This is a genomic window from Rhizobium sp. M10 (genome assembly GCF_002531955.1).
Lineage (GTDB): Bacteria > Pseudomonadota > Alphaproteobacteria > Rhizobiales > Rhizobiaceae > Rhizobium > Rhizobium etli_C.
In genome coordinates, this window is the sequence record NZ_NWTA01000002.1 from 262,654 (window position 1) to 287,877 (window position 25,224).

A 25,224-nucleotide genomic window follows, 5' to 3' on the forward strand; every position below is an offset into this window, starting at 1 on the left:
CCTTGAAACCCGCGCGGCTATTACGCCGCGCCCACCTTTATCTTTTCTCTGAACCAGTCGAGCGTCATCGCCACGCCCTGTTCGTAGCTGACCTTGCACGACCACTCGGGCATGACGGCGTAGGCTCTCGTCAGGTCCGGCCGCCTGTTGGTGGGATCCTGCGGCGGCGATGGCTCGAAGACGATCGGCACGCCGCCGACCAGCTTGGAAACATATTTCGCGACTTCGAGAACGGTGATCTCGCGGTCGTTGCCGATATTCAGAGGCCCCTTGTAGTCGGTCTCGTTGATCCAGAAATAGCGCGCGAAACCGTCGACGATGTCATCGACATAGCCCCAGCTGCGCGACTGCTTGCCGTCGCCGAACACGGTGATCGGGCGGCCCGCAAGCGCCTGGGTGACGAAGTTGGAGACGGCGCGGCCGTCGTCGGGCCGGGTGCGGGGACCATAAATATTGAAGGGGCGGATGACTTTGACGTTCAGCCCCTTGGTGCGCTGCATCTCGAACAACAGCGCTTCGGTGCATCTCTTGCTCTCGTCATAGGACGAGCGCGGCCCGGTACAGTCGACCTGGCCCTTGTAGGATTCCGGCTGCGGCGACACCAGCGGGTCTCCGTAGATTTCCGAGGAGGAGGTGTAACCGAAACGCCCGCCCTTCTTCAACAGGTCGAGAAGCCGGAAGGCGCCGAGCAGGTTGGCCGAGATCGTCCTCTTCGGTTCCTTCATGTACCAGGGCGGTGATGCCGGCGAGGCGAGATGGTAGATCTCGTCGAATTTTTCCGATGTCTGCAGGGTCTCGACGTCCGATTTCACGAAGTGAAAACGCGGATCCCTGATGTGCGAAATATTCTCGAAAAGTCCTGTCCAGAGATTATCAACAACGACGAGCTTCTGAACGTCATTCCTAAGCAAAAGCCGATCGCATAGATGCGAACCGATGAACCCTGCTCCGCCAGATATCAATACGCTTTTCACTGGATTGCGCCCTCTTGACTTGAAGGAAGGTGATTATTCATTAGCATCACCTGTAAGAACTGGCAATTACCTCGAAGAATTCTGAAAAATACTCGCCTATTAATCTTAATTGTTAATCCGCATTACCCTGAGTAGTATTAATCCTATTCGGGGACAGGGCGGCGACCCAGGGTTTGTACGTGCTGCCGCGCCCCTCGATTTTCGCAGTGTATTTCGCAAGATTGTGGCCCTGTTGCGTCGCAGCATGTTCGTCACCGGCAAATTCTCTATCACACGGACGAAGGCGCGCATCGGGCTAAAGTCCGACTCTTAATCGGACAGCGCATCGGTTCGGACGCAGGATCCGGCAGTCAGCCTCTCCCGCGTCCGTGACGATGTTTTCGATCAATCGGCCGCAAGCGCCGTCAATACCCGGTAGGCCGCGGCAACCCGATCCTCGTTGGGGTAGTTTTTGTTGGCCAGGATGACGATGCCGACGCGCTCGGTGGGAATGAAGGCGACATAGGCGCCGAAGCCGTTGGTCGAGCCGGTCTTGTTGATCCAGACATCGTGACGCGGCTTCATCGGCGGCTGCAGCGCAGCGACCGGGATGGTCTTCAGCATCGCCGCCGAATTGCCCTCGAGCAGACTCTGCAGGGTGACGGGATAGGCATATTGCTCCCAGATCAGGTCCTGGATCATCGCCCCGACGCCGAAATATCCGGTGTGGGTCTTGTCGATCGCCTGCTGCAGTTTTCCGTCGAGCTTCGCCAGGCCCATATTTGCGCCGACGAAGCGGATCATGTCGCCGGCGGTGGATCTGACGCCATAGGCCTCGGCGGAAAGCAGACCCGGCGTCAGCCGTGCCGGCTCGCCGCTGCGCTTATAGCCCTGGGCGTAATCGCCCTGCCGCGACTTCGGCACGTTGATGAAAGTGCTGCTCAATCCGAGCCCGGGAAACAGCCTGCCTTCCATCAATTCCGCGAAATCGCCGCGCATGGCTTTCGCCGTGATGAAGCCGAGCATGCCGATGCTCGGATTGGCATAGCTGCGTTGGGTTCCGGCGGCGTAGGAGGGGTGCCAGGCCGCAAGATATTCCATCAGCTGGCCTTCGCTTTTGATCTCGTCGGGCACCTGCAGCGGAAAACCGCCGGCCGTATGGGTGGCGAGATCGATCAGCGCGACATCGCCGAACGGCCGTCCCTTCATCGCGGGAAGATGTTTGGCCACCGGGTCGGACAAAGAGAGGTCTCCTGTCGCTTCGGCGTAGGAGGCGAGCGTCGCGGTGAAGGTTTTGCTGATCGAGCCCAGTTCGAAGAGTGTGGCCGGCGCCACCGGTCTGCCGGTCTCCTTCGATTCGACGCCATAGGTGAAGATGTGATCCCGGCCGTCGACGGTGATGCCGACGGCCACCCCCGGAATGGCGTATTTTTCCATGATCGGCTTGATCGCCGCATCCGCGATCGCTCTCACTTCAGCCTCGTCGGCGGCAGAGGCGCTTGCGCAAGCGCATGCCGTGAGCAACACGGCCGATAAAAATTTTATGCCAAGGTTTTTCACAATCATCCTCCAAATCGCCAGGGCGGTCGCCATAAGCGCAAAATGCGCCCGAGGAGGCGTTTAGCGGCCCTGTTTTCTAAGGACAAACGATGATATCTCGCAACAGCTGCAAGAAATTCTAGGGCTTAGATGGTTCGCCAATTCCTCCCCCTGAACGGCCTCAGAGCCTTCGAAGCCTCGGCACGGCATCTGAGCTTTACCCGCGCCGCAATCGAGCTCTGCGTCACCCAGGCAGCCGTCAGCCAGCAGGTCAAGGGGCTGGAAAAGCGGCTGGGGGTCGCACTGTTCCAGCGTCTGCCCCGCGGCCTGAAAATCACCGCGGAAGGCGAGGCGCTGCTGCCGACGGTGTCCGCCTCCTTCGACCAGATGGCGACGACGCTCGACCGGATCGAAGCCGGGCAGGTGCGCGAATTGCTGTTCCTCGGCGTTGTCGGCACTTTCGCCGTCGGCTGGCTCCTGCCGCGCCTTGCGGATTTCCAGCGCCGGCATCCCTTCATCGACGTCCGGGTTTCCACCAACAACAACCGCGTCGATCCCGCCGCCGAGGGGCTCGACTTTGCCATCCGCTTCGGCAGCGGCTCATGGCACGGGACGGAGGCGCAGCGCCTGTCCGAAGCGCCGCTCTCGGCGCTTTGCATTCCCAAACTGGCGGAGGATCTGCGGTCGCCGGCTGATCTCGCCGGCGTAACGCTGCTGCGCAGCTACCGCACGGATGAATGGAGCACCTGGTTTGCGGCCGCCGGCGTTCCGCCGGCCGACCAAGTAAATGCCGGCATCGTCTTCGATTCCTCCGTCGCCATGATGGAGGCCGCCCTCCAGGGGCTCGGCGTGGCGCTGGCGCCGCCCTCGATGTTCTCCAGGCACCTCTCGTCAGGCGCGATCGTCCAGCCCTTCGCCACCACCATATCGCTCGGCAGCTACTGGCTGACGCGCCTGCAGTCACGGCCGGTCACCCCGGCCATGCACGCCTTTTCCGATTGGCTCTTTGCGCAAGCGTGATGTCGGGAGCGTCCGCTCGGGCGGACGCTCCCAGCCGCATCACTTCTGAATGCAGGTATCCACCGTATCCTTGGTGCACTCGTCAAGCCCGGTGAAGACAGGATCGTCGACCTTCTTTCCCGCGATCAGGTCCATCATCACGGTCGGTGCCTTGTAGCCCATTTCGAACGGCCGCTGGCCGACCAGGGCGGTCACCAGCCCTTCCTTGGCGATCGCCACTTCGTCGCCGATCGTGTCGGCGGCGCCGATGACGAACTCGTTCTTGGCGATCTTGTCGGCCATCGGCTTGAACAGGTCGCGATAGGGCTGCGGGGCGCCGAACAGCGGCCAGCCGCCCATGATGCCGAAGGCGTCGAGATCGGGATTGGCGGCGAGGATGTCGGTCATCGCCTGCACGCCCTTGGCGCCGTCGTCATTGGTAAAGACCGGGCAGCCGGCCACCTCCGTCCAGCCGCCTTCACCCTTCAGCGCCGCAAGCCCCTTCTGGCCGCTCAGCGTATCGCGCATGCCCTGGGCGCGGCGCAGGATGTTGTCGGCGCCGGGATTGCCTTCGATGGTGCAGATCTTGCCGCCGTCCGGCTTGGCCTTCTTGATATATTCGCCGATCTTGGCGCCCATCAGATAGTTGTCGGTGCCGAGATAGGTCTTGCGCAGAGCGGAATCCTCGGCCGCCAGATCGGCATCGAGCGTCATGACGGGAACGCTCGGATTGGCCGTCTTCAGCGTCTGGGCGATCAGCTTGGCGTTCGACGGCGAAATCGCGATGGCGGCCGTATCGGCCTTACCCAGCATATCCTGGACGATCTGCGCTTCGCCGGCCTCGTCGGAGGTCGATGCCGGGCCGGTATAGAAGCATTCATATTCGGCCGAGGCGTTTTCCTTGTTCCACTTCTGGCAACCCTGGTTGATCGCCTCGAAGAACGGGTTGTCGAGGCCCTTGACGACGATGACCAGCTGCTTCTTGGCGGCCAGGGCCTGTCCGGCCGTCAGCGCCAACACGGCCGCAGCTGCAAGCAATAATGCCTTCCTCATAGCTTCCTCCCTTTGAAAGGCGGACATGATTGCCCGCCGCTTGATCAGCCGGGATACCAGACGATGCGAGGCTCCTCCCTTGACCGCTGGTATTCCCAGGCCGAATTGATAAGCTTTTCGAGATCGTAGACCGGGCGCCAGTCCAGCAGGTATTTCGCCTTGCTGTTGTCCATCCAGTTGGAATGAAACTGGCTTGCGATGTCGACGCAGCCGAGCCCGCGCGTGCGGGCGAGGTAAGCGGCGACTTCCCCATAATCGACGGGACGATCCATCGCGATATTGAAGAGTTCTCCCTTGGCGCGCGGATTGTCGATCGCCGCCAGGATCGCTGAAACGAGATCGTCGACATGCACGAAATTGCGCTTCAGCGGTCGCCCGTCGGCATCGCGCAGCAGCGGCACCGTGCCCTCGCGGGCGTAGCGCTCGGCCTCGGGCGGCGGAACAAGCGTCTTCCAGTTCGGCCCGCCGAAGACATCGTCGCCGAAGGACAGCGAATATTTGAAATCGTCCTTCTCCATGATCCAGGGTGCGCGCAAGCAGCAGGTATTGATGCCGTATTGGATGGCGAACTGCTCGAGCATCACCTCTTCCAGCACCTTGGAGAGCGCGTAGCAGCCGGGATAGGCGCGATGCGGCGCCTTTTCGGTCACCGGCCCGTCATGGCGGTAGAAGAAATGGCCGATGCCGGCATCGCCGCCGCTCAGGATGAACTGCTCAGCCGTCGAGCTGGTGCGGAAGGCTTCGAGCAGCCAGAACAGCCCCTTGACCGTCACATCCATGACGTCGGCGGAGGTTTCCTTGCAGGTGGCGAGGTGCAGCACATGGGTGACGCCCTGCATCGCCGCCGCCGCGACAGCGCGATCGGCGATCGAACCCCTGACCACACTCAAACGGTCGGTCTCATCGAGCGCGCGATTGTGACAAAGCGCGCGGATCTGTGCATTGGAAAATCTCGGCTCGTCAAGCAGCCCAGTTATGAAGCGCCGCCCGACCTTGCCCGTAGCCCCGGTGACAAGGATCAGCATGCTCTCTCTCCCAGCAACAGCTAATATCCGCCCGTTTCCGGCGTCAATCTGTATTTATCGTACAAAATAGATTTTTGTGATGAGGGGCCGTTTTAGCGGACATTTGATTGACGATTCCTGGTGCTTTTGCATTAATGAACATAATCGCTTTTCCGGGAGGAGATCGGTCGAGCGAGATCGCAGGCGTCTCACTGGCAGCCGGGTATCGGCAGCCGGCGGCGAAGGCAGGCCTGCAGCTTGCGGGGAGGGTGGTCGGCTGGCAGCGGTTCTCGAACTCACCAATATCTCAAAGCATTTCGGCGCCATCCAGGCGGTCAACGACGTGTCGTTTACGCTCGAAGCCGGCCAGGTCGTCGGCCTGATGGGCGATAACGGCGCGGGCAAGAGCACGCTGGTCAAGATGATCGCCGGCAATTTCCGCCCGAGCGAAGGCACGATGCGCCTCGAGGGCAAGGAGATCGTCATGCACCGCCCGGTCGAGGCGCGCCAGCACGGCATCGAGATCGTCCATCAGGATCTGGCGCTCTGCAACAATCTGACGGCGGCCGCCAATGTCTTCCTCGGCCGCGAGCTCCGGCGCGGCATCGGCCCCCTGAAGGTCCTCGATTACAAGACGATGTACCGCCGCGCCGGCGAGATCTTCAAGGAGCTGAAATCGGAAACCCGCCCGCGCGATCTCGTCAAGCAGATGTCGGGCGGCCAGCGGCAGGCGGTGGCGATCGCCCGCACCATGCTGTCGGAGGCGAAGATCGTGCTGATGGACGAGCCGACCGCGGCCATTTCGGTGCGCCAGGTGGCCGAGGTCCTCAACCTGATCCGTGAGCTGCGCGACCGCGGCATTGCGGTCGTCCTGATCAGCCACCGCATGCCCGACGTTTTTACCGTCGCCGACCGGGTCATCGTCATGCGCCGCGGCCGGAAGGTCGCCGACAAAACGATCGCCGCAAGTTCGCCGGAGGAAGTGACGGGTCTGATAACCGGCGCCATCGAGCAGGTCTGATCGGCAGAGCTCGGTTAACGCGACAGAAAAGAAGGTCAACGATGGCAGTTACCCTCGACCAGACGATTGCACAGAAACAGCGAAGCCGGCTGTCGGAGTTCGTCGGCAGCCAGACCTTCTGGGTGCTCATCGCCGTCATTCTCGCCTGCCTCTTCCTCTCCGTCGCCACCGATTCCTTCGCCACGGCGAAGAACCTCTACAACATCACCCGCAACGTCACCTTCGTCGCCATCATCGCGCTCGGCATGACGCTCGTCATCATCACCGGCGGCATCGATCTGTCGGTCGGCTCGGTGCTCTGCCTCTGCAGCATGGTGCTGGCGGTCACCATGCATGCCGGCTACGGCATCGAGATCGGTATCGCGGCGGCCATCGGCACGGCGCTCGTGGTCGGCGCCTTCAACGGCGTGATGATCGCCTATCTCGATTTTCCGCCTTTCGTCGTTACCCTCGGCATGCTGTCGGTGGCGCGCAGCCTCGCGATGGTCGCCTCCAACAACACCGTCGTCTTCCAGTTCGGCCCCGATCACGACAAGCTGTTGGCGCTCGGCGGCGGCGCCTGGTTTCTCGGCATCGCCAATCCTGTTCTCTACATGGTCATCCTGGCGCTCTTGACCGGCTTCGTGCTGCGCTGGACGCGCTTCGGCCGCTATATCTTCGCGATCGGCGGCAATGAACATGCCGCCACGCTGACCGGCGTTCCCGTACGCAGCATCAAGGTCGCCGTCTATATGATCTCGGCGCTCTCGGCCGGCATTGCCGGCATCGTCCAGACCGGCTGGCTCGGCGCCGTCACCACCAATATCGGCGCCGGCATGGAACTCCAGGTCATTGCCGCCGCCGTCATCGGCGGCGCCAATCTGGCCGGCGGCATCGGCACCGCCTTCGGCGCACTGGTCGGGGCGGCGCTGATCGAGGTGATCCGCAACAGCCTCGGCCTGCTTGGCATCAACGCCTTCTGGCAGGGGACATTTATCGGCGGCGCGATCGTGCTGGCGGTGCTGTTTGATCGGATCCGGAATTTGAGGCAGAGCGAGTAGGCTTGCGCGAAACGGCAGCGGCGCTCGGCTTCTGTCAAGCGAGCCATGAGGTTGCCACGACCGTCGCTGACGGACCAGATGAACCGCGGTTGCGCATTTTTCCTTGTCGTTTCATAGTGCGGCGATGAAATCGGCAGAGCTATTTTACAGTCGTGAATTTCCGGAAACACCAATGAGCTGGTGGGCCGGAGCGCGACTAAACGGATGGATACCGGAAACGACACGTAGTGGGCAGATTAAGCGCCCGCGACGTATCGTGCATTCTTTTGCGTCCCAACGAAAGCTATGGTGTCTGCTGGCGGTTCATTTTGATGGCGTCGATTTGATCTTTGCCACTCCGTTGGAACTGGATCAGTTCCTTGCCGTCATGTCCCAAAATCCGCTGCCTTCGGGTTGGGCGCTCGTTCCCGGCAACTTGCTGGGCCGTCCCAACAAACATTGGCTGTCGCGGCTGCCAAAGAAAGCCAAAAGCTGGAAATTTCGGCAGTCGATTTGCAAATTTCTACTTCAGGCTGGCACCGTGGGGGAATTCAGGGAGTTTTATGCACGAGAGCCCTTGAAGCTGCAGTTTGATGGCGTGATCAACAACTATTATGATGCCTGGAAGCGACCGGGCGCTTGAAAGCATGGGCCATGTTTAAGGTAGCGTGCGTCTGAGCTTTTTGCGCGGCCCCGGCCGCAGGATCGCACTTCAATTCAAACCTCCCGCTTGTTATAATGACCAAAGGCGCGGCTGCCCCCATAGATGCAAGACGTGCCGCAGACTGGCCAACCGGGCTGCCAAGTCAAGGCCGGCGAAAATGGAACAAGAGCTACTCACGCATCGACTGGCCAGCCATAGTGATCTGGCCGACCTCAAATTGTTGATGGATGCGGCAATCTCAGAGAACCAGAAACCCTTTCTGACGCCCGAACAGATTTCGTCGAGCCGAGCCTTCATGGGACTCGATAGCCAGTTGATCGAGGACGGCACCTATTTTGTTGTCGAGATCGGCGGCGTCTTGGCGGGCTGTGGCGGGTGGAGCCGACGAGCAACGCTGTATGGCGGAGATCGCACTCCCGGCCGCGATGCTGCTCTGCTCGATCCTGCTCACGACGCGGCGCGCATAAGGGCGATGTACACGCACCCGAACTTTACTCGGCGCGGCGTGGGGCGGCGGATCATGGCTCTCTGCGAGGAGGCGGCGCGCAATGAAGGCTTTCGTAATATCGAATTGATGGCCACCCTATCAGGTGAACCGCTCTATCTTGTTTGCGGTTATCAAGCCATCGAGCGAGTGGAAGACAGCCGCGGCGGTGCAAATGTGCCTCTCATAAGAATGAGAAAGCCGCTCGAGGCATAGGATTGCCCCAACTCCCAAGCCTTGCCGGGTCGATGAACTCTCAGCCTGGTATTGTGCTGCGCCTACGCTCCCGGCGGGCGATACCGGATCGACTTCGCCTTTTCCAAGGCTCGGATCGTGTCCTCGACGTCGAGGAGGACAGTGGTCTCAATCGATCTGAGCGCGCCTCCCGCGCCGATCGCAAGCGTGACAGCCGCCATCGACACATTGTCGGGCGCCTCCCACAAATTCCACCCGTCATGCTCGCCGAAAGCGTACCAGAACCCGTGCAGCTTTCCGCCCACGGATTCAATGTAGCTCCGTGCCGCCTCCCGGCGATCCTCGGGCTTTTCGATCATGCGCGCCCAGGTCTCGGGCGTGTAGCTGAAACGCGTGAGATACATGGCCATGGTTTGCCTCCTCCGCCAGAGCGATACAGTAAACGCTCAAGCCGAGAGGAATGCCAGTCACTCGATGGGCGTATTGGGCTCTCCTTGCAAGCCGCCACAATATGCGCTCGCTTCGATATCACTTCGGTGATTGGCAGCATGGTTGTGCGCGCCGCGCCTGAGACATCGTCCAGTGAGCGCGGCCGCCTGCCGACTATTGATAATATCGAAGCAGCCGGATTGCTGCCTCGCTTGTCCAATCGGCGCTCCCGGTGATGTAGCCGGCGATCGTCGCGTCGGGCCGCACCAGATAGGTTGTCGGCATGCCGAGGGCCGATGACAGGTTCCCGTGTATGGGGGCGGGCCCCGCAACCTCTCCCAACGGATCCAGAAACGTCGGCAGATCGTCGACACCGAGTTCGCGCATAAACTGAGCTACGATTTCGCGGTCAAGTTTGTCGGTGCTGATAGTCAGGATCCTCACGGTCTTTCCGGATCGGCGGTGCAACGCGGCGAGGCTGCGCAAATCCTCGCGGCAATTTGCACACCACGTCGCCCATATGCTTATCAGCGTGACCGCATCTGAGCGGGGTTCCAGAACCCCTACCGCGCCATCGGCCTTCCTAAGACGAACGGGGCTGAGCTTGCGGGCTGGCTCGATCATGGTGAACTGACTGCGGGCGGTCTCGAAGACGGGAGGCGCGTCGAACGTCCGTGACAATGCTGACGGCGCATGTCCGATCGCCGTCAGCAGACCCATGCCCAACCGCAACATCGATCGTCGCGTCACAGTGTCAGGCATGGATATAACACCATCCAGCTTCCTGCAGTTCTATCAGGCGGACAACTCCGTACGGCACGACGGTCGTACCCTCGACGAGTTGCAGTTCATGCCCCTCCCGCTGCTCGGCGATGCTCTTGGAGGAGCCGCAGATGGTCAGAGATATTTCGGGTACGGCCTGCCGCAACATCGTCAAAGCATCCAGCAGGGGAGACTTGTCCTGCCGGAATAGCGCGATGCCCGAGGCGTTCGCCAGGATCTCTATGGCAAAAGGCTCGTTCTTCTCGGAGTAGGACCGTGACACGTTCAGAGAACCGCTGATCGCGTGGCGCATCACGGCTTCGTCTGCACTGTCGACCTGGAACACAACGCGATGTCGATGAACCTCTGAGGCGCCTGATGATGTGGATGCGGCTGCGGCGGTGACAATCACGCCCGCGCCCCCGGACACCAGACGACGCCTTGTTATGGATCGCAATCCGGAGGGCATCAGGATCGCTTCCCCAGGGAGGTGAGGCGCGTGAACTGATCGCGGTGCAATACGGTGATGGTCGCGGTCACAATAAGAAGCAGGACCGCTCCGCCAGGATTATTGTGCAGGACAAAGAGATGCGCCACTGTCGCGCAGACCATTGTCAGGGAAAGCAGCAGCGCACCGAAGGCCGTCAGCCCGGGCGCGAGCAGCCCCACGCATCCGATGAGTTCCACCGTCGCGGTGACATAGCGGAAGCCTTGGCCCAGGCCAATCTGCTCGAACATGTCGATACTCATTTGGGCGCCGGATAGCTTCGCAGCGGCGGCGGCGGCGAATGCTGCCGCGGCAGCGATCCGTAGCGTCCAGGACAGGCCTGATCGGGTTTTGGAAGGTTTCGGTATCATCCGAGATGCGACTTGGGCCGGCATTGGCTTCTCCTTTGAAAGATGTGCCAAATTAAATCCTTCCGAATTATCGGAAAAGCCTATATTTTAAGATAGAAACAATCGGAAATTCTAATGATAGACAATCTGTCGCTCGACCAGATCCGCACCTTCATCGCCGCGGCGGATGCCGGCAGCTTTTCTGCCGCGGCGAAGGAATTAGGCCGCTCACAATCGGTCGTGAGCCAGACGTTGGCAAACCTCGAAGGGCAGTTGGGTATCGTTCTGTTCGACCGCTCAACGCGCAAGCCCAAATTGACGCTTCAGGGGAACGTCCTGCTGTCGGACGCTCGGTTGATTGCGGAGAAGATTGACTCCCTGAAGGCGCGGGCGAGGGATCTTTCCGAAGGGCTTGAGGCGGAACTATCCGTCGTGGTCGACGTGATGTTTCCTCAGTCGCTTCTGACAGACGCTATCGCCTGCTTTAGCCGAGAATTTCCAAGCGTATCCCTGCGGCTCGGCGTCGAAGCCCTGGGAGCGGTCGTCGCTCCGATACTCGCTGGAACGTCCGCGATGGGGATCGTCGGAACGTTTCCGGCGCTTCCCGCAGGGCTGGCAGCCGAGCGGCTGCTCGGCGTACCCATGCAGATCTACGTCGCGCCCAGCCACCCGCTGGCGTCGAGGCAAAGCCTTATTCCCAAGACTCTGCTTCAAGCACATCTCCAGCTGGTGTTGACCGATCGTTCCGAACTTTCGAGCGGACGGGAGTTCGGTGTCGTCGCGGCCAAGACATGGAGGCTCGCCGATCTGGGTGCCAAACACGCCTTCATCCGGGAGGGGCTCGGCTGGGGAAGCCTTCCTCGGCATCTGGCTCAGGACGATGTGGAGCGCGGACGGCTCGTTGCGCTCGAGATCGAAGATTATCCGATAACGCCATTCGTAATGCCGATGTTCGCAGCCTACCGCATGAGCGCCCCTCCCGGTCCGGCCGGGCAATGGCTCATCCGACGGCTGAAGGAAACCGAAGCCGGATGAATGAACGCCCACGGCGTAAGGCAAAAATCGGAGACGTGCGATTGTCGAAGAAGCGATGCCCACGGTGGTCGCTTGCAATGGATCACCTTCAAGAACCGATCCCAACCCAGATCGACTGGCCGATGCCACATTCGGCGAAACCAGCATCCAATTCCAAACCAAATATTGAAGATCAACCTGAGATAGCTATGTTGCGTCGTATAGTCACAACAATTTAAGGCCTATCGAATGTTGCGCAGTGTCATTTCACTCCTCTCAATGCTTGTGCTCTCCATTCCGGTCATTCCCGCCGAACACGCGCTGGCCCAAGACAATCCAAACGTCCAGCTGATTGCGCCCGGCGATCCGGCCATGGCCAAGGCCCATGAGAAATCGATAGGGGAGTTGGACGGCTTTCTCGAGAAACTCCGCAACCCACCGGCGGGAACCGAAAATTACAGCCTCAAGCTTGGTTTCAAGGACAAGGACAAGAGCGTGGTCCTGACCACGGACCAGATGGCGCCGGATGTGGAATTCATGTGGGTCTACCAGATCGAGGCGTCAGGTGACCATTTCACCGCTCTTCTGGGCGATAGGCCGGAATACATCCACAACATCAAGCAAGGGGACCGCGTCGCGTTCGAGAAGTCTGATATTTTCGACTGGCTCTATGTCGAGAATGGGAAAATCAAGGGCAACTATACTGCCTGCCCGCTGCTGTTGGCCGGTCCGAAAGAACAGTTGGACCAATATCGCGAAATCTACGGCATTGTCTGCGACTGACCGCACGCCGGCTGGACGAGGCAAAAGAAAGCCCCGCCGAAACGGGGCAATCAGGGGAAAGGACGGGATCGCGCAGGAAGGAAGAGCGGACGGACCCAAAATGGGGCCACCTTTGCGATCCCACGGCTATAACGATGAGCGATCCGCCAGGTTCCGGTACGCTATCAGACGAAGCGAGGGGCATCGACGGCCACGACCTCACCCGAACAAAACTGGCCGCCCGCCGCCATCTTCTCGAAGCCATCTGCCTGCCGGCTGGCGAGGTGACATTCGAACGTTTTTTGTCGCGGGCGCAGCGCATTAACCTGACGAATGCGGTCAACCCTCCGGGGGCGATGTAAACCGGCCGGCATCGAACGGGCCTCTGCCTGCGACCGGGGTAACATCCTCAGCTGACGTCGTAACACTCGCCTCACGATGAACCGTGCGGGGCGAGACACGAGGCGTGCTCAATCCCATCGCTTCGCCGGGAGAATGCAGCGCCCATTTCATCAGCGCCGCGTCGGACGTCGATCCGAGGAAATTCGCTTCTTCCCACGACGCGGTCATGGGCAGAGAGGCGATCATAGCAGCGCCCGGCCTGGCGGTCTCCGCTGCAGCAAGGCGGGGATGGAAGCGGGCGTGGGCCGGCAATGCCGTGGCCGGTCTCCCCGGAAGTGCGGCAATCGGGCCGATCGAGGCGGTCTTGAGTTCGTGGTCCGCGCCCGCGTCATGCGCAAGCGCAGGCGGGCGCATCGCCGGTATCGGAATCGGCAAGGATGAAACATCCGGAGCGGCGTCTTCGTCATCCCGCTCGCCCGCGCCGGTCTGCAGCGCGAGCGCATTCAACGCCCGGCTTTTCGGCGTCGGCAGAAGCGCCGTTACGAGCTTGCCGTTGGTGGCGTCGCCGCCCGGCGGGGTCGATGCTCCCGCGTCTTCGTCGTCGCCAGCGGTGCTGGCGATCTCTATCGAGGTGGAACTGACGCGCTTCCGGTAGTTCGCAACCGCCTGATTATATCCCGGCAGCGGCCGGCCATCGGCCGGAAGATGCATCGTCTTCCCATTCGGGAAGATCCGGGCAAGTTCCTGCCGCGACATGCGGGGCCAGGCCCTGACATTGCCGACATCGAGATGGACGAAGGGCGATCCCGAGGTCGGATAATATCCGACACCGCCGACCTGCATCTGCATGGCAATCGCGCGCAAGGTCGTAAGCTTCACGCCGGGAACATAGAAGTCCATCGCCTTGCCCAGCATGTGCTGGCTCTTCTTGGCGACACCAGTGCTGCGCGAACGGTTGCGGAGCATGTTGTTGGTGGTAGGGGAGCGATAGGCCGAAACGACGTGGATATAGTCCTTGCCGCCGCTGCGCTTGTACACCTCCCAGACCAGGTCGAGCAGCCGCGGATCCATCCGGGTCGGCTCGTTCCTTCGCCAGTCGCGCAGAAACCGATTGATCTGGGCAAGGCCTTTGGGATCGAACTTTCCATCCCGCTTATAGGTGATCGTCGCCTTCTCGCCCGTATGGGTAAAGAACAGCTTCAGGGCGCGATCCTCAGCCGAGGCCAATGATGCGGAACCGACAAGCGCGGGGAGCGCAAACAGAGCCGGCAGAATGGTCTGCGCTGCGATGCGTTTTGCACGCGACAGGAGCGTGGCAATTCCGCCTGACAATCCTTGCAATGAATACTTCAACGCCAACAACCCGTCCTAAACCAAACACGCGACGACGGGCGGGAACTCCGCATCCATCACGCTCAGTAAGCCAGCTTATGGTCAACAAATTGCTAATGAGCGGATGCGAAGGTCGGTGAGTTGCGATGCGGGTGGTCTGCGGCGTAAATCCCGACTCGATGATGTGCGTGGCAACTATGCGCCAGTTGCGGTTATGACAGTCATGGCAGGTGGCTGCTATCCTGCCGTCGAAAGTAAGGGCTCTATCCATTAAGCTACACCGTCGCTTTAGGACCGAACAATCCTGTTGTATTTTGCTTCGACACCGGATTGTTGACCAACTTTGAGCCAATTTTCGAAAAGTAGATCGACCCTTGCGGCTGCGGATTTTTTGACCAAGTTCGACAGCCAAAGCCAACGTCTCAGTTTCATGCTGCTCGGACTCTTCACGCCATTCTTCTAGCGTTATACGGCTCATTTGACTTGCCCACGCGATAAAGGGGCCGTGCTAAGCGTGTTGCGGCCGAGCGCTACATGAGCCATAATTAGTGCCCGAACGGAATGACGCAGACGGCTTCGTTTGCTGCGGGGCTGTTCGCGGCCCGGGAAGGGCAAATCAGGGAATTCGCCATGCACAATGTCTCTCGGCGAAATGCAATTCACCTCGTACTGGCGATCGCAGCCGCCCTGTTTGCGACCTCGATGCCCTCTTTTGCCACGGAAGCGGTTCCGCTGGCGATCAAGGGTTATGACCCGGTCGCCTATTTCACCATCGGAAGCCCCACGCGCGGGCTGCCGGAGATCGAGTACGAATGGGACGAGCACCGCTACCTCTTCGCGAGCGCCGAGCATCGCGAGCTTTTCAAGGCCGATCCTGTTCGCTACGCGCCGCAGTTCGGAAATTTTTGTGCGATGGCGCTGGCCATGGGCGAGCTCGACGAAGCCAACCCGGAGAACTGGCTGATCAGCGACGGCAGGCTATATATTTTCGGCAAGCCGGCCCCGATGGGACCCGCGCTCTTCCGGGAGGATCTTGCTGCGAACATCGCGAAGGCCAACCAGCACCGCGCGCTACTTCAAGGACATTAGCGGTTCATTCTCTCGGCCGGTGGCAGGTCAGCTGTGACGGGGTAGAGGCGGGCCTTGCGGAATCCGTCGCGCAGATGTTCGAGATCGCCAGAGTTTAGAAACTTGGTTCCGAACTCCTGCGGGTCGAAGGTTGGGTCGATGCGGCGTATCATCGTCACGACACGCGCAGCGTCCTCCGCTCGGTTGTGTTGTGCATAGGCGGCCGCCAGTAGAATACGGCTGAAGTTCGCGCCTGCGGTTGTTCGAAGATTAAGTTCCGCCTGTTCGATCGCCGCGTCGTAACGCCGTTTCAGATAGTAGGCCAGGCTCAGCGCAAAGCGATCGATCGCATTGAGATCGGGGTCGATACGCTGCGCCTGCTCCAAGGCCTCGATCGCCCCATCCGTCCGTCCCAGCCACAACAGGATGGTGCCGCGCCCGGCAAGGCCGTGGGCATCGTTCGGATTGATCGTAATGGCGCGCTCGAGCTCCGCCTCTGCCTGGTTGTATCTCTGATGAAAGAGGTGGATGTGGCCGAGAATGATACGCGCGCGCACTTCGGAATCATCAAGTCTCAGCGCCTTGATTGCCAGTTCCTCGGCACGGCTCAGGAAGGCGGTTGGCGATTCCGCCCAGCCCATCGAGCTTGCGATGTGATAGGTTTCGGCAAGTGCCGCATAGGCGGCAGCGTAGTTCGGGTCAAGCTCGATGGCGCGTCTGAGCATGGCGCGCGCCTCCACATTGTTTGCGTGCGTCGGGCGCTGCAATGCCGGCCTGGCGCGCAGCACGTAATCATAGGCTGCGAGATTTTCGGTTGGCTTTGCGAACACCCGATTTTGTTCGATCTGCGTCAAGCGAATCGCGAGGACTCTGACAATGTGAGTGACAATGTTGTCCTGCAGCGCAAACACGTCCGCCAGCGCCTCGTCGAAGCGCGCAGACCAAAGCACTCGTCCCTGCCTTGTGTCGACGAGTTGCGCGATGACCCGCACACGGTCGCCAGTCTGGCGGACGCTGCCTTCGACCAGATAGCTGACGGCGAGACCGCGGCCGATCTCCTCCGGGCTTGCGGGCGTTCCCTTGTAGGGGAGGACAGCGTTCCACGACATCACGGTCAGCGCGGAGAACCGACCGAGTGCGTTGATGATATCCTGCGTCAATCCATCCGCGAAATGCTCACGAGCCGACTCGTCGCTGTTGTTCAGGAACGGGAGAATGGCGATCGCGGGTTTCGTGCCGACTTCAGCACTTTTTGTGAATTGATCGCCAGAGCGCAGAATGCTGAGAAATTTCCACTCAGGGCCAAGACCGGTCCACAGCGCGCCTACAATAAGCAAACTCATCAGAGCTAGAGCGGCGAACAATCCCCGGCGCCAGCCGGCGAGCGCCGGAGCGGCCGTGGCGTCGAGCCGCACACGAAAGGTGCGCACCGGCCGAGCGATGTTCTTGAGTTTCTGTTCGCCGATATCCTCAAAGGCAATGTCGAGCTTGCCTTGCGCGTCTTCCTGCACGCGGCCCGAGACGCAGATGCCGCCGGGCTCCGCGAGCCCCTCCAAGCGAGCCGCCACGTTGACGCCATCCCCGAAAATGTCGTCACCCTCGATGATGATGTCGCCGACATTGATGCCGACGCGGAACTCGATCCGTTGTCCTGCCGGCACCGCGACATTGCGTTCCGCCATGCCGCGCTGGATCTCGACGGCGCAGCGAACGGCCTCGACCACACTCGCGAACTCGACCAGCATCCCATCGCCGGTGGTCTTGACAATCCGCCCGCGGTGTTCGTTGATCTTTCGGTCGACCAGAGCACGCCGATGCGCCTTCAGTTGGGCGAGCGTACCTTCCTCGTCGTTGCCCATCAGCCGGCTGTAGCCGGAGATGTCGGCCGCTAGAATGGCCGTAAGTCGCCGCTCTACATGCTCGGTTGACAATCCAACTCTCCCCCGTGCGCTTCGGCCACCTGTTTCCGATAGCTCTGGGCTAAGCCCCAAGGTGCCCCCAATCGAAGGCGAGCGTCTCGCCCACCGCTGGGGCGGTGGACCGCGAACGCTATGACCTGCTCGGCCACACCCTCACCGATCTTTTGGCCCGCAACCACATCGGAGCGAAAATGGACGCCGGCCCACATGCGCGCGTCGGCCGCCTGCTTGGCCGTCACGCTCCATCAGCGCGGAGTAGCCCACCACATCGGCAGCAAGAACGGCAGCAAGCTTGCGATTCCCGACGGCGTTCTTTAAGACCACTTATGCCCGAGGAATGCACCGTAGCAGAAGTCGGAGGCATTGTATTGCCGCAAGGCCCTTTGCTGTGCATGCACCGGAAGGTCTGGAATGGGTCAAAACCGGACGTCGCGCTACACGATTTTGGAATGTACATCCCGATTGGCGCGCCGGAGAGGATGAAAGTTGGCACCTTAGCGCCAATAGGACCCGCATTTGACGTTCAATGTAAAAGGTTGGCACTCAGTGCATCGCTCGTACAACACCGAGCCGATGCTGTTTCACACTGTCCGCGGTCGACCATTCCCGGTTGACCGTAGCTCAACCAGGCGTCGCTGATGCCACTGGCAGCCTCGAAAAATGACCGCGGCGAATAAGACTATAAAGTACTTCCGAAATAGCGATCGACCGAAATTTGCCTCTTCGACCGAGATGCGGCGCATAACAGCCATTCGGCTTAGAATATCACAACGCTGCCGTGCTCTAACTTGATCCTTTTATTGAACAGCGCCTCGCTGTATAATTAGACTTTGCTAAAATGAACATAGAAGGGCAGCGGGGCAACGTATGGGAGGCTCACATGCTTAGCGGTTTTGGCAAGGCCTGCGCGGTAATCCTTTTTTCAGGGAACTGTGCTTTCGCCCAATCGGATTTGATAGAACCAGAGGCTGGAACGTGGAAGACGTGGGTAATCACGTCTGGCGAGGACTTCCGAGTCCCACCGCCGCCCGACGCCTCCGCCGCAGCAGCCGAACTGGCACAGATGCGGGATCTCTTGGCGCAAAAGGATCCGGCTGCCGCCGACAAAATCACCTTTTGGGACGCCGGCTCGCCTGGGTACCGATGGATCGATCTGGTCAACAATCGCCTTCTCGAAAACCAGCAGATTCCAAATGCGCACCGCGTCTACACCTATTTGACGATGGCGATGTACGACGCCACTATCGCTGCGTGGGACGCGAAGTACTTCTACAATCGGCCGCGCCCGAGCGAGGCGGATGCGACACTGCCGACTGCGCTGCCTACGCCCCGCAGTCCCTCCTATCCATCTGAACACGCAGCAGCCGCCGGAGCCGCCGCGACCGTTCTTTCTTATTTCTTTCCCGAAGAGACATCGTCGTTCAAGGCAATGGCAGAAGAAGCGGCACAGTCGCGTGTGCTTGCCGGTGTGCAGTTCCCAAGCGATTCTTCCGCCGGTCTGGAGTTGGGGCGGAGGGTCGCAGAGCAGGTGATTGCGCGGGCAAAGGCCGATGGCTCCGATGCAGCGTGGACCGGCACTGTTCCGACCGGGCCGTGCATGTGGGTCGGGAGCAAACCCGCCAATGTAACCATGCCAAACTGGAAGCCGATCGTGCTGGCAGCAGCCGATGAATTCAGGCCGCCGGCGCCACCCGACTGCCAGTCCCCAGCTGTAAAGGCCGAGACGGATGCAATCCGACAGTTTGAACGAAAATTCCCTAATAACTATAAAGCGTTCTACTGGCAAAGCCCATCCGGCCTGTTCACCGACTGGTATGACTATGCCAGCAAGTGGATGTTCGAGGACAAGACGGATACGAACCCGCCGCGCGCCGCGCGGGCTTACGCGATGCTCGCAACGGTCTATTACGACGCCTACATTGCAAGCAACGACGGGAAGTACGCCTATTGGTATCTGCGGCCCAACATGCTTGACGCGAGCATCACTCCCCTGTTCGCGGTGCCAGCCCATCCCAGTTATCCGTCGAACCACTCCACGCTTTCAACTGCCCGATGCGAGGTCCTGGCGTACCTGTTTCCCGGCCATGCGGAGTTCGTCCGCGCGGTTGGCAAAGAGGCGGGCGATTCCCGCGTCTGGGCTGGTATCCACTATGAAATGGACAACCAGGCGGGTGCCGCACTTGGCAAAGCGGTGGCGGCGAAATTCATCGAGCGGGCAAAAACGGACGGGGCGGACTAGCGGAGGAAGCAGGCAGGATACGATCTCGACCGTTTGCAAATAGTACCTCTCGCAGTTGGTCGAGCATTTCTTTTGCACCGACGAGATCGCGAGTATCGAGACCCCGCGGCGCATCAGCATAAACAGGTGTGAGCGAGCCGCGAGCCGCTCGGTCGTTCCCATGGTCGTGAATTTGCCGCGCGGCGCCGCGCGGCTCGCGAACACACCGAAAGTCCGGAAATTGGCGCAAAGCTGCCTACCGCAACGCTGCCCGCGGCCTCTGCAATAGCAATGTCCGCTTTTGGCGAATGGACGGGGCTGCAGGAATGACTGCCATGCGGCGCAAAGCCGCTATCGCTGCGGTGCCCAGTTTTGTTCTGGAGTGGTGGTGAGGCCCGTCGCCTGACTTCGAACGACAGGCGAGCGGTCCTTAGCAGGCAGACATGTTCGGGTACTTTCCGGACGATCGCGGCGAGCAGGCCTAGTCGGTCCGAAAGATCCGCCAACTCAACTGTATAATCCGGACTATCTAGTCATATTACTTAAGAGCTAATTGATTGATTGTTGCATGTATTTTAGTATTCAAAATCCGAAAAATATAGTCCGTCTCCTGTTCCAAGCTGCGGTCGCAAAGCGGTTCGCTATGGGGAGCGGCTCTCCAATGGGAGATTGCGAGGCATAGCTAGCCGTGGGAGCGGTAGCCTGCCTCCTCTGATCAGAATCGAGACATCCCTTTTAGCGTCCGCCGGAGACGGCATCGAGGATTTGCAGCGGTTGGCGACCTACGCCAGAGAGGGAGCCAGCACAGCCGAAAAGGCACCCTCTGGCGTTCCTGAGTCAATGACTCTCATCAAGGAGTATGACCATGTCCAGACTTATACTTCCGGTTCTCACCGCGCTAGCGCTTCTATTCGCTGGGCTTGTGCCGACGTTAGCAGCTAGCAGCAACTCACGGGACGAAACCACAACCATGGGTGAAAGCGGTAAGCCGCCGCCGAACGACAACGCTGGAAGCAGCGGTGGCACCAAGGATACCTCAACGAATAAGGGCAATCCCGACAACACCAACTGCAACGACTGCGGTTCGAGTGGGCCGGGCAACAAATGAGATATCTAGACAACACTAGGTCGGCTGCGTTCTAAGATATAGGCAAAGTCAGCCGTGTCCAGCCAACCAGTGCCACGTCTGCCTCAAGATTCGTAGTGTCGCGCCGGCGGAGGAAGGCGCGACGCTGCAGGCTTGTTACAGCGCCTTGCCGCCTCGGGCCCCCAGTTCGGCCAGGGCTGCCAACGGCTTCATCGTCGATGGCGCACGCATCCGGCGATCCGACGAAACTGCCCCTTCAGGCGATCAAAGGTGGGCTAGGCGTCGACACGGCGGTGTACCACGGTCTTCGCGGGCAAGACACGATTGAGCCGCCGATGTCGCTGATGAGTTCCGGAGGCGCAAGCGGAATGAACGTCGATGAGACGATTGAGGATTGACTCCGTCAACTCGGTCTCTGCCAGTATGCTGAGGCCTTCGTCAAGAATGACGTTGATCTTCGAGCGCTCCCTCATATCGCGGAATCCGACCCCCAGGAGCTCGGTGTCTCGCTTGGCCACCGGAAGATTATTCTAGCTGCTATCAATTGACTTGCGCAGTCACGCCTGGCCGAACAGCCTCCTGCTTCAGCCGCTTCCGAAACCACGCCCGAAGCTGCGTCTCAGCGTGCTCTTCCGCGATCTGGTCGGGATCAACAGCGCTGTCAGCGCAGCTCGATCCTGAAAGCTTGGTGGCACATATGCCAAGCCATTTCGCTATCATGGCAAGCGTGAGAAGAAGTGGCGCACCCGACAGGATTCGAACCTGTGACCTTTGGAATCGGAATCCAACACTCTATCCAGCTGAGCTACGGGTGCATGCCTGAGGCGGTTTGAATCGCCTGCCGATGGGTGGTTCTTAGCCTAGCTTGCGGCCGGCTTCAATCGCGAAATTCCCAGAAATACCGATGCTTGCGGTTTTGCAGGGTGTTTTTATTCGTCAGCTGTGGGGGCTGACATAAAAACTCCGCCGGCCTTGCGGGCGGCGGAGCGGTTGTTGGGCGATGAGCTTAAAGCGCTCAGATCTGCATGGCGCCGGGGCCGGGGATGGCTTTCGGCGGCACCTTGCCGAGGATGATCATGCCCAGCACCTCGTCCTTGGTCACATCCTCGGTGCGGGCGTGGCCCACCACCTGGCCGTTCTTCATCACCGAGACGCGGTCGGCGAGGTCGAAGACGTCGTGGATGTCGTGGCTGATGAGGAAGATGCCAATACCTTCCTTCTTCAGCTGCTTGATCAGCTCGCCCACCTGCGCCGTCTCCTGGGGGCCGAGCGCTGCCGTCGGCTCGTCCATGATCAGGATGCGGGCGTTGAAGAGGATCGCGCGGGCGATCGCCACCGATTGCCGCTGGCCGCCCGAAAGCGCCTTCACCGGCTCCTTGAAGCGCTTGAAGTTGGGGTTGAGCCGCCCCATCACTTCGCGCGCCGAGGCCTCCATCGCCACGTCGTCGAGCGTGCCCCAGCGGGTCTTCAGCTCGCGGCCGAGATAGAGGTTGGCGGCGGCGTCGACATTGTCGGCCACGGCAAGCGTCTGGTAGATCGTCTCGATCCCGTATTTCTTGGCATCGCGCGGATTGCGGATGTCGGCCGGCTCGCCGTTGATCAGGATCTCGCCCGAGTCGCGCTTGTAGGCGCCGGAGAGGATCTTGATCAGCGTTGATTTGCCGGCGCCGTTATGGCCGAGAAGGGCGACCACTTCGCCGGGGTAGAGATCGACCGAGGCATTGTCCACGGCGTGGATGCCGCCGAAGGAGATCGAGATGTTTTTCAGTTCCACGAGGGGAGTGCGTTGATCAGCCATGTCTGGGGCTCCTCTCACTTGGCACGGGCGCGATAGACGGTGTCGAGCCAGACCGCCACGACAAGGACGGTGCCGACGACGACGCTCTGCAGCGGGGTGTCGACATGCGCGAGCACCATGCCCGATTGCAGCGACTGCATGACCAGCGCGCCGAGCATGGCGCCGGCGATCGTGCCGGTGCCGCCCGCCAGCGACGTTCCGCCGATCACGGCGGCGGCGATGGTGTAGAGCTCGTCGAGCGTGCCCTGCGAGTTCGTCGCCGCATTGAGGCGGGCGGTGGAAATCGCCGCTGCAATGGCCGCGAGGACGCCCATCAGCGCGAAGATGCGCACCGTCACCCAGCGGGTCTTGATGCCGGCGAGCTCGGCCGCCTCGGGGTTGCCGCCGATCGCGAAGACATAGCGGCCGAAGCGCAGGCGGGTGGCGATGAAGGTCATGATGATGCCGACGATGATGGCGATCAGCACCGGCACGGCGATGCCGTAGGGAATATCCAGGCCGGTTTCCGGCCAGGGGATATTGTTGGTCTCGGCATATTTCTTGGCGATGTTGATCGGCCAGTAATAGCTGTTGGCGATCGAGACGGCGCCGAGGATCAGCACGCAGCTCAAGGTGGCGAGGAAATATTCCGCCCAGATCGGCCGGCGCGGAAAGCCGAAGCGGCGGCGCTGACGGCGTGAGCCGATGATGCTGGCGATGACGAAGAGGCAGGCGGCGATGCCGACGATCCAGCTCCAGGTGGCGCCGATCGAGCCCTCCGCGCCGCCGCCCATGATGCGGAAAGTCTGGTCCATGGGGGCAACCGTCTGGCCGCTGGTGACGAGCCAGGTCGCGCCGCGCCAGACCAGCAGGCCACCGAGGGTGACGATGAAGGAGGGAACGTTCAGGAAGGCGATGATCATGCCCTGGAAGGTGCCGATCAGGCCGCCGGCGATCAGGCCGACGATCAGGGTGATCACCCAGGTGAAGGGGCTGTCGAAGCCGATATACTCAGGCAGGATCTTCGCCTGGGTCACGCCCATGATCATGCCGCAGAGGCCGAGCACGGAGCCGACCGAAAGGTCGATGTTGCGGGTGACGATGATCAGCACCATGCCCGTCGTCATGATCGCGATGTCGGTCGTCTGGACCGAGAGGTTCCAGAGATTGCGCGGCGTCAGGAACAGGCCACCGGTGATGATGTGGAAACCGATCCAGATGATGACGAGTGCGCCGATCATGCCGAGCAGGCGTGTGTCGATTTCGGTGGCGCGGAAGAAGCGGGTCACCGGATTGGCTTCCGCCGTTCGCGGCCCGCTTGATGTGGTGGATTTTACCATTTCGGCCATGGGTTTGCCGTTCCCCCATTGTGTTTGGACGGGTGCGCCGGCGTGCCCGAAACGGTCGGCGGCGTCATCGTCCGTTCTTCAACTGACCATCGTGATGCTTCCGGAAACCGTGGCGTGGCGTCGCGACACCCTTCCGGCAGGGAATGCAAGTCCGCGATGGCGCGGCGGGGCGGAGGAACTGCATCCTTGGAGTTCGCATCCGCATCCGGCGCCGCAACGGTCTTTCCGCTGCGGCGCCGGCAGTTCAATCTCGAGCTTTCTTACTTGCAGGCGGCGACCGTGTCGGACTTCACGCCCTGGCAGGCTTCAGCCTTGGAGATCCAGCCGGCGTCGATGACGACGTTCAGATTGTCCTTGGTGATGGCGAGCGGCTTCAGGAAAACCGACTGCATTTCCACGCCCTTCGGCCCGCCCTTGAAGGCCTGTGCGCCGTCGATCTTGCTCATGTCCTTGCCGCCGGCGAGGTCGAGAGCGATTTCGGCTGCGCGCTTGCCGAGTTCGCGGCTGTCCTTCCAGACGGAAACCGTCTGCGTGCCGAGAGCGATGCGGTTCAGCGCCGCCTTGTCACCGTCCTGGCCGGAAACCGGAACGGAGCCGGCGAGGCCCTGGGCGTCGAGCGCTGCGATCGCGCCGCCGGCCGTGCCGTCGTTGGAGGCGACGACGGCGTCAACCTTGTTGTTGTTGGCGGTCAGGAACTGCTCCATGTTGCGCTGGGCGTTCTCCGGCAGCCAGCCGTCCGTATAGGCCTCGCCGACATTCTTGATCTTGCCGGCATCGATCGCTGCCTTCAGCACTTCCTGCTGGCCCGAGAACAGGAAGTCGGCATTCGGGTCGGAGGACGAGCCCTTGATGAAGACATAGTTGCCTTCCGGCTTCGCCTTGAAGACGCCTTCGGCCTGCAGGCGGCCGACTTCCTTGTTGTCGAAGGTGATGTAGAAGGCGGCCGGGTTTTCGATCAGGCGGTCGTAGCCGACAACCGGAATGCCTTCGGCGGCGGCCTTTTCGATCGCCGGGCCGATGGCGTCGGAATCCTGGGCGAGAATGATCAGCGCGTTGGCGCCCTGCGAAATCAGCGATTCGACGTCGGTCAGCTGCTTGGCGGCAGAAGACTGCGCGTCAGCGGAAATATACTTGGCGCCCTTGGCTTCGAGAGCCTTCTTGATCGCGGCTTCGTCCGTCTTCCAGCGCTCTTCCTGGAAATTCGACCAGGAAACGCCGACGACGAGATCGGCAGCCATGGCGGCGGTGTGCACGGAAACGAGAATGGCAGCGCCCGCCATCAATTTCAAAATAGACTTCATAATGTCCTCCCGAGTGAGTTGCGACCGGCCCAGCCCATGCTTCCTCCGGCCACCGCGATACACCTGTCGAGGAAAGTTCGGATTATTTTCTCGACA

23 protein-coding genes, 1 tRNA gene and 1 pseudogene are annotated in these 25,224 nt (G+C 60.8%); 11 read left to right on the forward strand and 14 right to left on the reverse strand.

What is annotated here, in order from left to right:
* Positions 1–20: 20 nt before the first annotated feature.
* Both CO671_RS03010 and ampC read right to left on the reverse strand, forming a co-directional pair.
* Positions 21–974, reverse strand: coding sequence for an NAD-dependent epimerase/dehydratase family protein (locus CO671_RS03010; RefSeq protein ID WP_097604264.1), 954 nt, complete (start codon positions 972–974; stop codon positions 21–23).
* A gap of 384 nt (positions 975–1,358) precedes the next feature.
* A complete protein-coding gene (gene ampC / locus CO671_RS03015; RefSeq protein WP_170964917.1) occupies positions 1,359–2,519 on the reverse strand; it encodes a class C beta-lactamase in 1,161 nt (386 codons plus the stop codon).
* A 123-nt stretch (positions 2,520–2,642) separates the two neighbouring features.
* Here ampC and CO671_RS03020 point away from each other — a divergent pair, with 123 nt between their 5' ends.
* On the forward strand, positions 2,643–3,512 hold the full coding sequence (locus CO671_RS03020; RefSeq protein WP_097604265.1) for a LysR family transcriptional regulator: 870 nt from the start codon (positions 2,643–2,645) through the stop codon (positions 3,510–3,512).
* 39 nt (positions 3,513–3,551) lie between these two features.
* Here CO671_RS03020 and CO671_RS03025 read toward each other — a convergent pair whose 3' ends face one another.
* Positions 3,552–4,544 (reverse strand): sugar-binding protein, encoded by a 993-nt coding sequence (locus tag CO671_RS03025; protein ID WP_097604266.1) that lies wholly within the window; start codon positions 4,542–4,544, stop codon positions 3,552–3,554.
* Between the two features lie 44 nt (positions 4,545–4,588).
* Positions 4,589–5,569: an NAD(P)-dependent oxidoreductase gene (locus CO671_RS03030; RefSeq protein WP_097604267.1), complete on the reverse strand. Its 981-nt coding sequence runs from the start codon at positions 5,567–5,569 to the stop codon at positions 4,589–4,591.
* 79 nt (positions 5,570–5,648) lie between these two features.
* Between CO671_RS03030 and CO671_RS03035 the strand changes: the two genes are divergently transcribed.
* The 4 genes from CO671_RS03035 to CO671_RS03050 all read left to right on the forward strand — a co-directional run bounded on the left by CO671_RS03035 (position 5,649) and on the right by CO671_RS03050 (position 8,952).
* A complete protein-coding gene (locus CO671_RS03035; RefSeq protein WP_097604268.1) occupies positions 5,649–6,569 on the forward strand; it encodes an ATP-binding cassette domain-containing protein in 921 nt (306 codons plus the stop codon).
* Positions 6,570–6,610: 41 nt separating this feature from the next.
* Positions 6,611–7,609, forward strand: coding sequence for an ABC transporter permease (locus tag CO671_RS03040; RefSeq protein WP_097604269.1), 999 nt, complete (start codon positions 6,611–6,613; stop codon positions 7,607–7,609).
* Between the two features lie 172 nt (positions 7,610–7,781).
* Entirely contained in the window at positions 7,782–8,231 is a 450-nt protein-coding gene (locus CO671_RS03045; protein ID WP_245424942.1) for a hypothetical protein, read from the forward strand.
* A 178-nt stretch (positions 8,232–8,409) separates the two neighbouring features.
* The gene (locus CO671_RS03050; RefSeq protein WP_097604271.1) at positions 8,410–8,952 is read left to right on the forward strand and encodes a GNAT family N-acetyltransferase; all 543 of its coding nucleotides are present in this window, start codon (positions 8,410–8,412) and stop codon (positions 8,950–8,952) included.
* A 62-nt stretch (positions 8,953–9,014) separates the two neighbouring features.
* Here CO671_RS03050 and CO671_RS03055 read toward each other — a convergent pair whose 3' ends face one another.
* The 4 genes from CO671_RS03055 to CO671_RS03070 form a co-directional block, all read right to left on the reverse strand.
* Positions 9,015–9,341 (reverse strand): GYD domain-containing protein, encoded by a 327-nt coding sequence (locus CO671_RS03055; RefSeq protein WP_097604272.1) that lies wholly within the window; start codon positions 9,339–9,341, stop codon positions 9,015–9,017.
* Positions 9,342–9,534: 193 nt separating this feature from the next.
* Positions 9,535–10,122 (reverse strand): TlpA disulfide reductase family protein, encoded by a 588-nt coding sequence (locus tag CO671_RS03060; protein WP_097604273.1) that lies wholly within the window; start codon positions 10,120–10,122, stop codon positions 9,535–9,537.
* Positions 10,115–10,534: a hypothetical protein gene (locus CO671_RS03065; protein WP_141514445.1), complete on the reverse strand. Its 420-nt coding sequence runs from the start codon at positions 10,532–10,534 to the stop codon at positions 10,115–10,117. Before CO671_RS03065 ends, CO671_RS03060 begins: the two co-directional genes overlap by 8 nt.
* Before the next feature lie 56 nt (positions 10,535–10,590).
* A complete protein-coding gene (locus CO671_RS03070; RefSeq protein WP_245423805.1) occupies positions 10,591–11,004 on the reverse strand; it encodes a DoxX family protein in 414 nt (137 codons plus the stop codon).
* A gap of 90 nt (positions 11,005–11,094) precedes the next feature.
* Between CO671_RS03070 and CO671_RS03075 the strand changes: the two genes are divergently transcribed.
* The 3 genes from CO671_RS03075 (at position 11,095) to CO671_RS03085 (ending at position 13,097) form a co-directional block, all read left to right on the forward strand.
* On the forward strand, positions 11,095–11,994 hold the full coding sequence (locus tag CO671_RS03075; RefSeq protein ID WP_097604276.1) for a LysR family transcriptional regulator: 900 nt from the start codon (positions 11,095–11,097) through the stop codon (positions 11,992–11,994).
* Between the two features lie 228 nt (positions 11,995–12,222).
* The gene (locus CO671_RS03080) at positions 12,223–12,756 is read left to right on the forward strand and encodes a DUF2314 domain-containing protein (RefSeq protein WP_170964918.1); all 534 of its coding nucleotides are present in this window, start codon (positions 12,223–12,225) and stop codon (positions 12,754–12,756) included.
* Between the two features lie 134 nt (positions 12,757–12,890).
* Positions 12,891–13,097 (forward strand): hypothetical protein, encoded by a 207-nt coding sequence (locus CO671_RS03085; RefSeq protein WP_097604277.1) that lies wholly within the window; start codon positions 12,891–12,893, stop codon positions 13,095–13,097.
* Here CO671_RS03085 and CO671_RS03090 read toward each other — a convergent pair.
* On the reverse strand, positions 13,075–14,430 hold the full coding sequence (locus tag CO671_RS03090) for a DUF882 domain-containing protein (RefSeq protein ID WP_097605054.1): 1,356 nt from the start codon (positions 14,428–14,430) through the stop codon (positions 13,075–13,077). The genes CO671_RS03085 and CO671_RS03090 overlap by 23 nt on opposite strands.
* Positions 14,431–14,970: 540 nt before the next feature.
* On the opposite strand from CO671_RS03090, the gene CO671_RS03095 reads away from it, so the two are divergent.
* Positions 14,971–15,498: a YHS domain-containing (seleno)protein gene (locus tag CO671_RS03095; RefSeq protein WP_245424943.1), complete on the forward strand. Its 528-nt coding sequence runs from the start codon at positions 14,971–14,973 to the stop codon at positions 15,496–15,498.
* Here CO671_RS03095 and CO671_RS03100 read toward each other — a convergent pair.
* Complete coding sequence (locus tag CO671_RS03100; protein WP_097604278.1) at positions 15,495–17,408, reverse strand: adenylate/guanylate cyclase domain-containing protein; 1,914 nt, start codon at positions 17,406–17,408, stop codon at positions 15,495–15,497. The two genes, CO671_RS03095 and CO671_RS03100, sit on opposite strands and share 4 nt — an antisense overlap.
* Positions 17,409–18,276: 868 nt before the next feature.
* Between CO671_RS03100 and CO671_RS03110 the strand changes: the two genes are divergently transcribed.
* Together CO671_RS03110 and CO671_RS34100 are read left to right on the forward strand one after the other, a co-directional pair.
* Positions 18,277–19,635 (forward strand): phosphatase PAP2 family protein, encoded by a 1,359-nt coding sequence (locus CO671_RS03110; RefSeq protein WP_245424944.1) that lies wholly within the window; start codon positions 18,277–18,279, stop codon positions 19,633–19,635.
* A 1,524-nt stretch (positions 19,636–21,159) separates the two neighbouring features.
* Positions 21,160–21,249, forward strand: a pseudogene (locus CO671_RS34100) (SAM domain-containing protein); the annotation flags it as partial.
* A gap of 190 nt (positions 21,250–21,439) precedes the next feature.
* Here CO671_RS34100 and CO671_RS03130 read toward each other — a convergent pair.
* The 4 genes from CO671_RS03130 to xylF form a co-directional block, all read right to left on the reverse strand.
* Positions 21,440–21,516: transfer RNA gene (locus tag CO671_RS03130), tRNA-Arg, on the reverse strand.
* Positions 21,517–21,716: 200 nt separating this feature from the next.
* Positions 21,717–22,499 carry an ATP-binding cassette domain-containing protein gene (locus tag CO671_RS03135; RefSeq protein ID WP_097604281.1) on the reverse strand — a complete coding sequence of 261 codons (783 nt, stop codon included), beginning with the start codon at positions 22,497–22,499 and terminating at the stop codon, positions 21,717–21,719.
* A 14-nt stretch (positions 22,500–22,513) separates the two neighbouring features.
* Positions 22,514–23,827, reverse strand: a complete 1,314-nt coding sequence (locus tag CO671_RS03140) for a sugar ABC transporter permease (protein WP_097604282.1) — start codon at positions 23,825–23,827, stop codon at positions 22,514–22,516.
* Between the two features lie 260 nt (positions 23,828–24,087).
* Positions 24,088–25,128 (reverse strand): D-xylose ABC transporter substrate-binding protein, encoded by a 1,041-nt coding sequence (gene xylF / locus CO671_RS03145; RefSeq protein WP_097604284.1) that lies wholly within the window; start codon positions 25,126–25,128, stop codon positions 24,088–24,090.
* Between the last annotated feature and the right edge of the window lie 96 nt (positions 25,129–25,224).

Excerpts from the sequence above, each read along its gene's own strand:
- ampC (WP_170964917.1), bottom strand. The coding sequence starts at position 2,519 with ATGATTGTGAAAAACCTTGGCATAAAATTTTTATCGGCCGTGTTGCTC.
- CO671_RS03020 (WP_097604265.1), top strand. The coding sequence starts at position 2,643 with ATGGTTCGCCAATTCCTCCCCCTGAACGGCCTCAGAGCCTTCGAAGCC.
- CO671_RS03025 (WP_097604266.1), bottom strand. The coding sequence starts at position 4,544 with ATGAGGAAGGCATTATTGCTTGCAGCTGCGGCCGTGTTGGCGCTGACG.
- CO671_RS03030 (WP_097604267.1), bottom strand. The coding sequence starts at position 5,569 with ATGCTGATCCTTGTCACCGGGGCTACGGGCAAGGTCGGGCGGCGCTTC.
- CO671_RS03035 (WP_097604268.1), top strand. The coding sequence starts at position 5,649 with ATGAGGGGCCGTTTTAGCGGACATTTGATTGACGATTCCTGGTGCTTT.
- CO671_RS03040 (WP_097604269.1), top strand. The coding sequence starts at position 6,611 with ATGGCAGTTACCCTCGACCAGACGATTGCACAGAAACAGCGAAGCCGG.
- CO671_RS03045 (WP_245424942.1), top strand. The coding sequence starts at position 7,782 with ATGAGCTGGTGGGCCGGAGCGCGACTAAACGGATGGATACCGGAAACG.
- CO671_RS03050 (WP_097604271.1), top strand. The coding sequence starts at position 8,410 with ATGGAACAAGAGCTACTCACGCATCGACTGGCCAGCCATAGTGATCTG.
- CO671_RS03055 (WP_097604272.1), bottom strand. The coding sequence starts at position 9,341 with ATGGCCATGTATCTCACGCGTTTCAGCTACACGCCCGAGACCTGGGCG.
- CO671_RS03060 (WP_097604273.1), bottom strand. The coding sequence starts at position 10,122 with ATGCCTGACACTGTGACGCGACGATCGATGTTGCGGTTGGGCATGGGT.
- CO671_RS03070 (WP_245423805.1), bottom strand. The coding sequence starts at position 11,004 with ATGCCGGCCCAAGTCGCATCTCGGATGATACCGAAACCTTCCAAAACC.
- CO671_RS03075 (WP_097604276.1), top strand. The coding sequence starts at position 11,095 with ATGATAGACAATCTGTCGCTCGACCAGATCCGCACCTTCATCGCCGCG.
- CO671_RS03080 (WP_170964918.1), top strand. The coding sequence starts at position 12,223 with ATGTTGCGCAGTGTCATTTCACTCCTCTCAATGCTTGTGCTCTCCATT.
- CO671_RS03085 (WP_097604277.1), top strand. The coding sequence starts at position 12,891 with ATGAGCGATCCGCCAGGTTCCGGTACGCTATCAGACGAAGCGAGGGGC.
- CO671_RS03095 (WP_245424943.1), top strand. The coding sequence starts at position 14,971 with ATGACGCAGACGGCTTCGTTTGCTGCGGGGCTGTTCGCGGCCCGGGAA.
- CO671_RS03110 (WP_245424944.1), top strand. The coding sequence starts at position 18,277 with ATGCTTAGCGGTTTTGGCAAGGCCTGCGCGGTAATCCTTTTTTCAGGG.
- CO671_RS03135 (WP_097604281.1), bottom strand. The coding sequence starts at position 22,499 with ATGGCTGATCAACGCACTCCCCTCGTGGAACTGAAAAACATCTCGATC.
- CO671_RS03140 (WP_097604282.1), bottom strand. The coding sequence starts at position 23,827 with ATGGCCGAAATGGTAAAATCCACCACATCAAGCGGGCCGCGAACGGCG.
- xylF (WP_097604284.1), bottom strand. The coding sequence starts at position 25,128 with ATGAAGTCTATTTTGAAATTGATGGCGGGCGCTGCCATTCTCGTTTCC.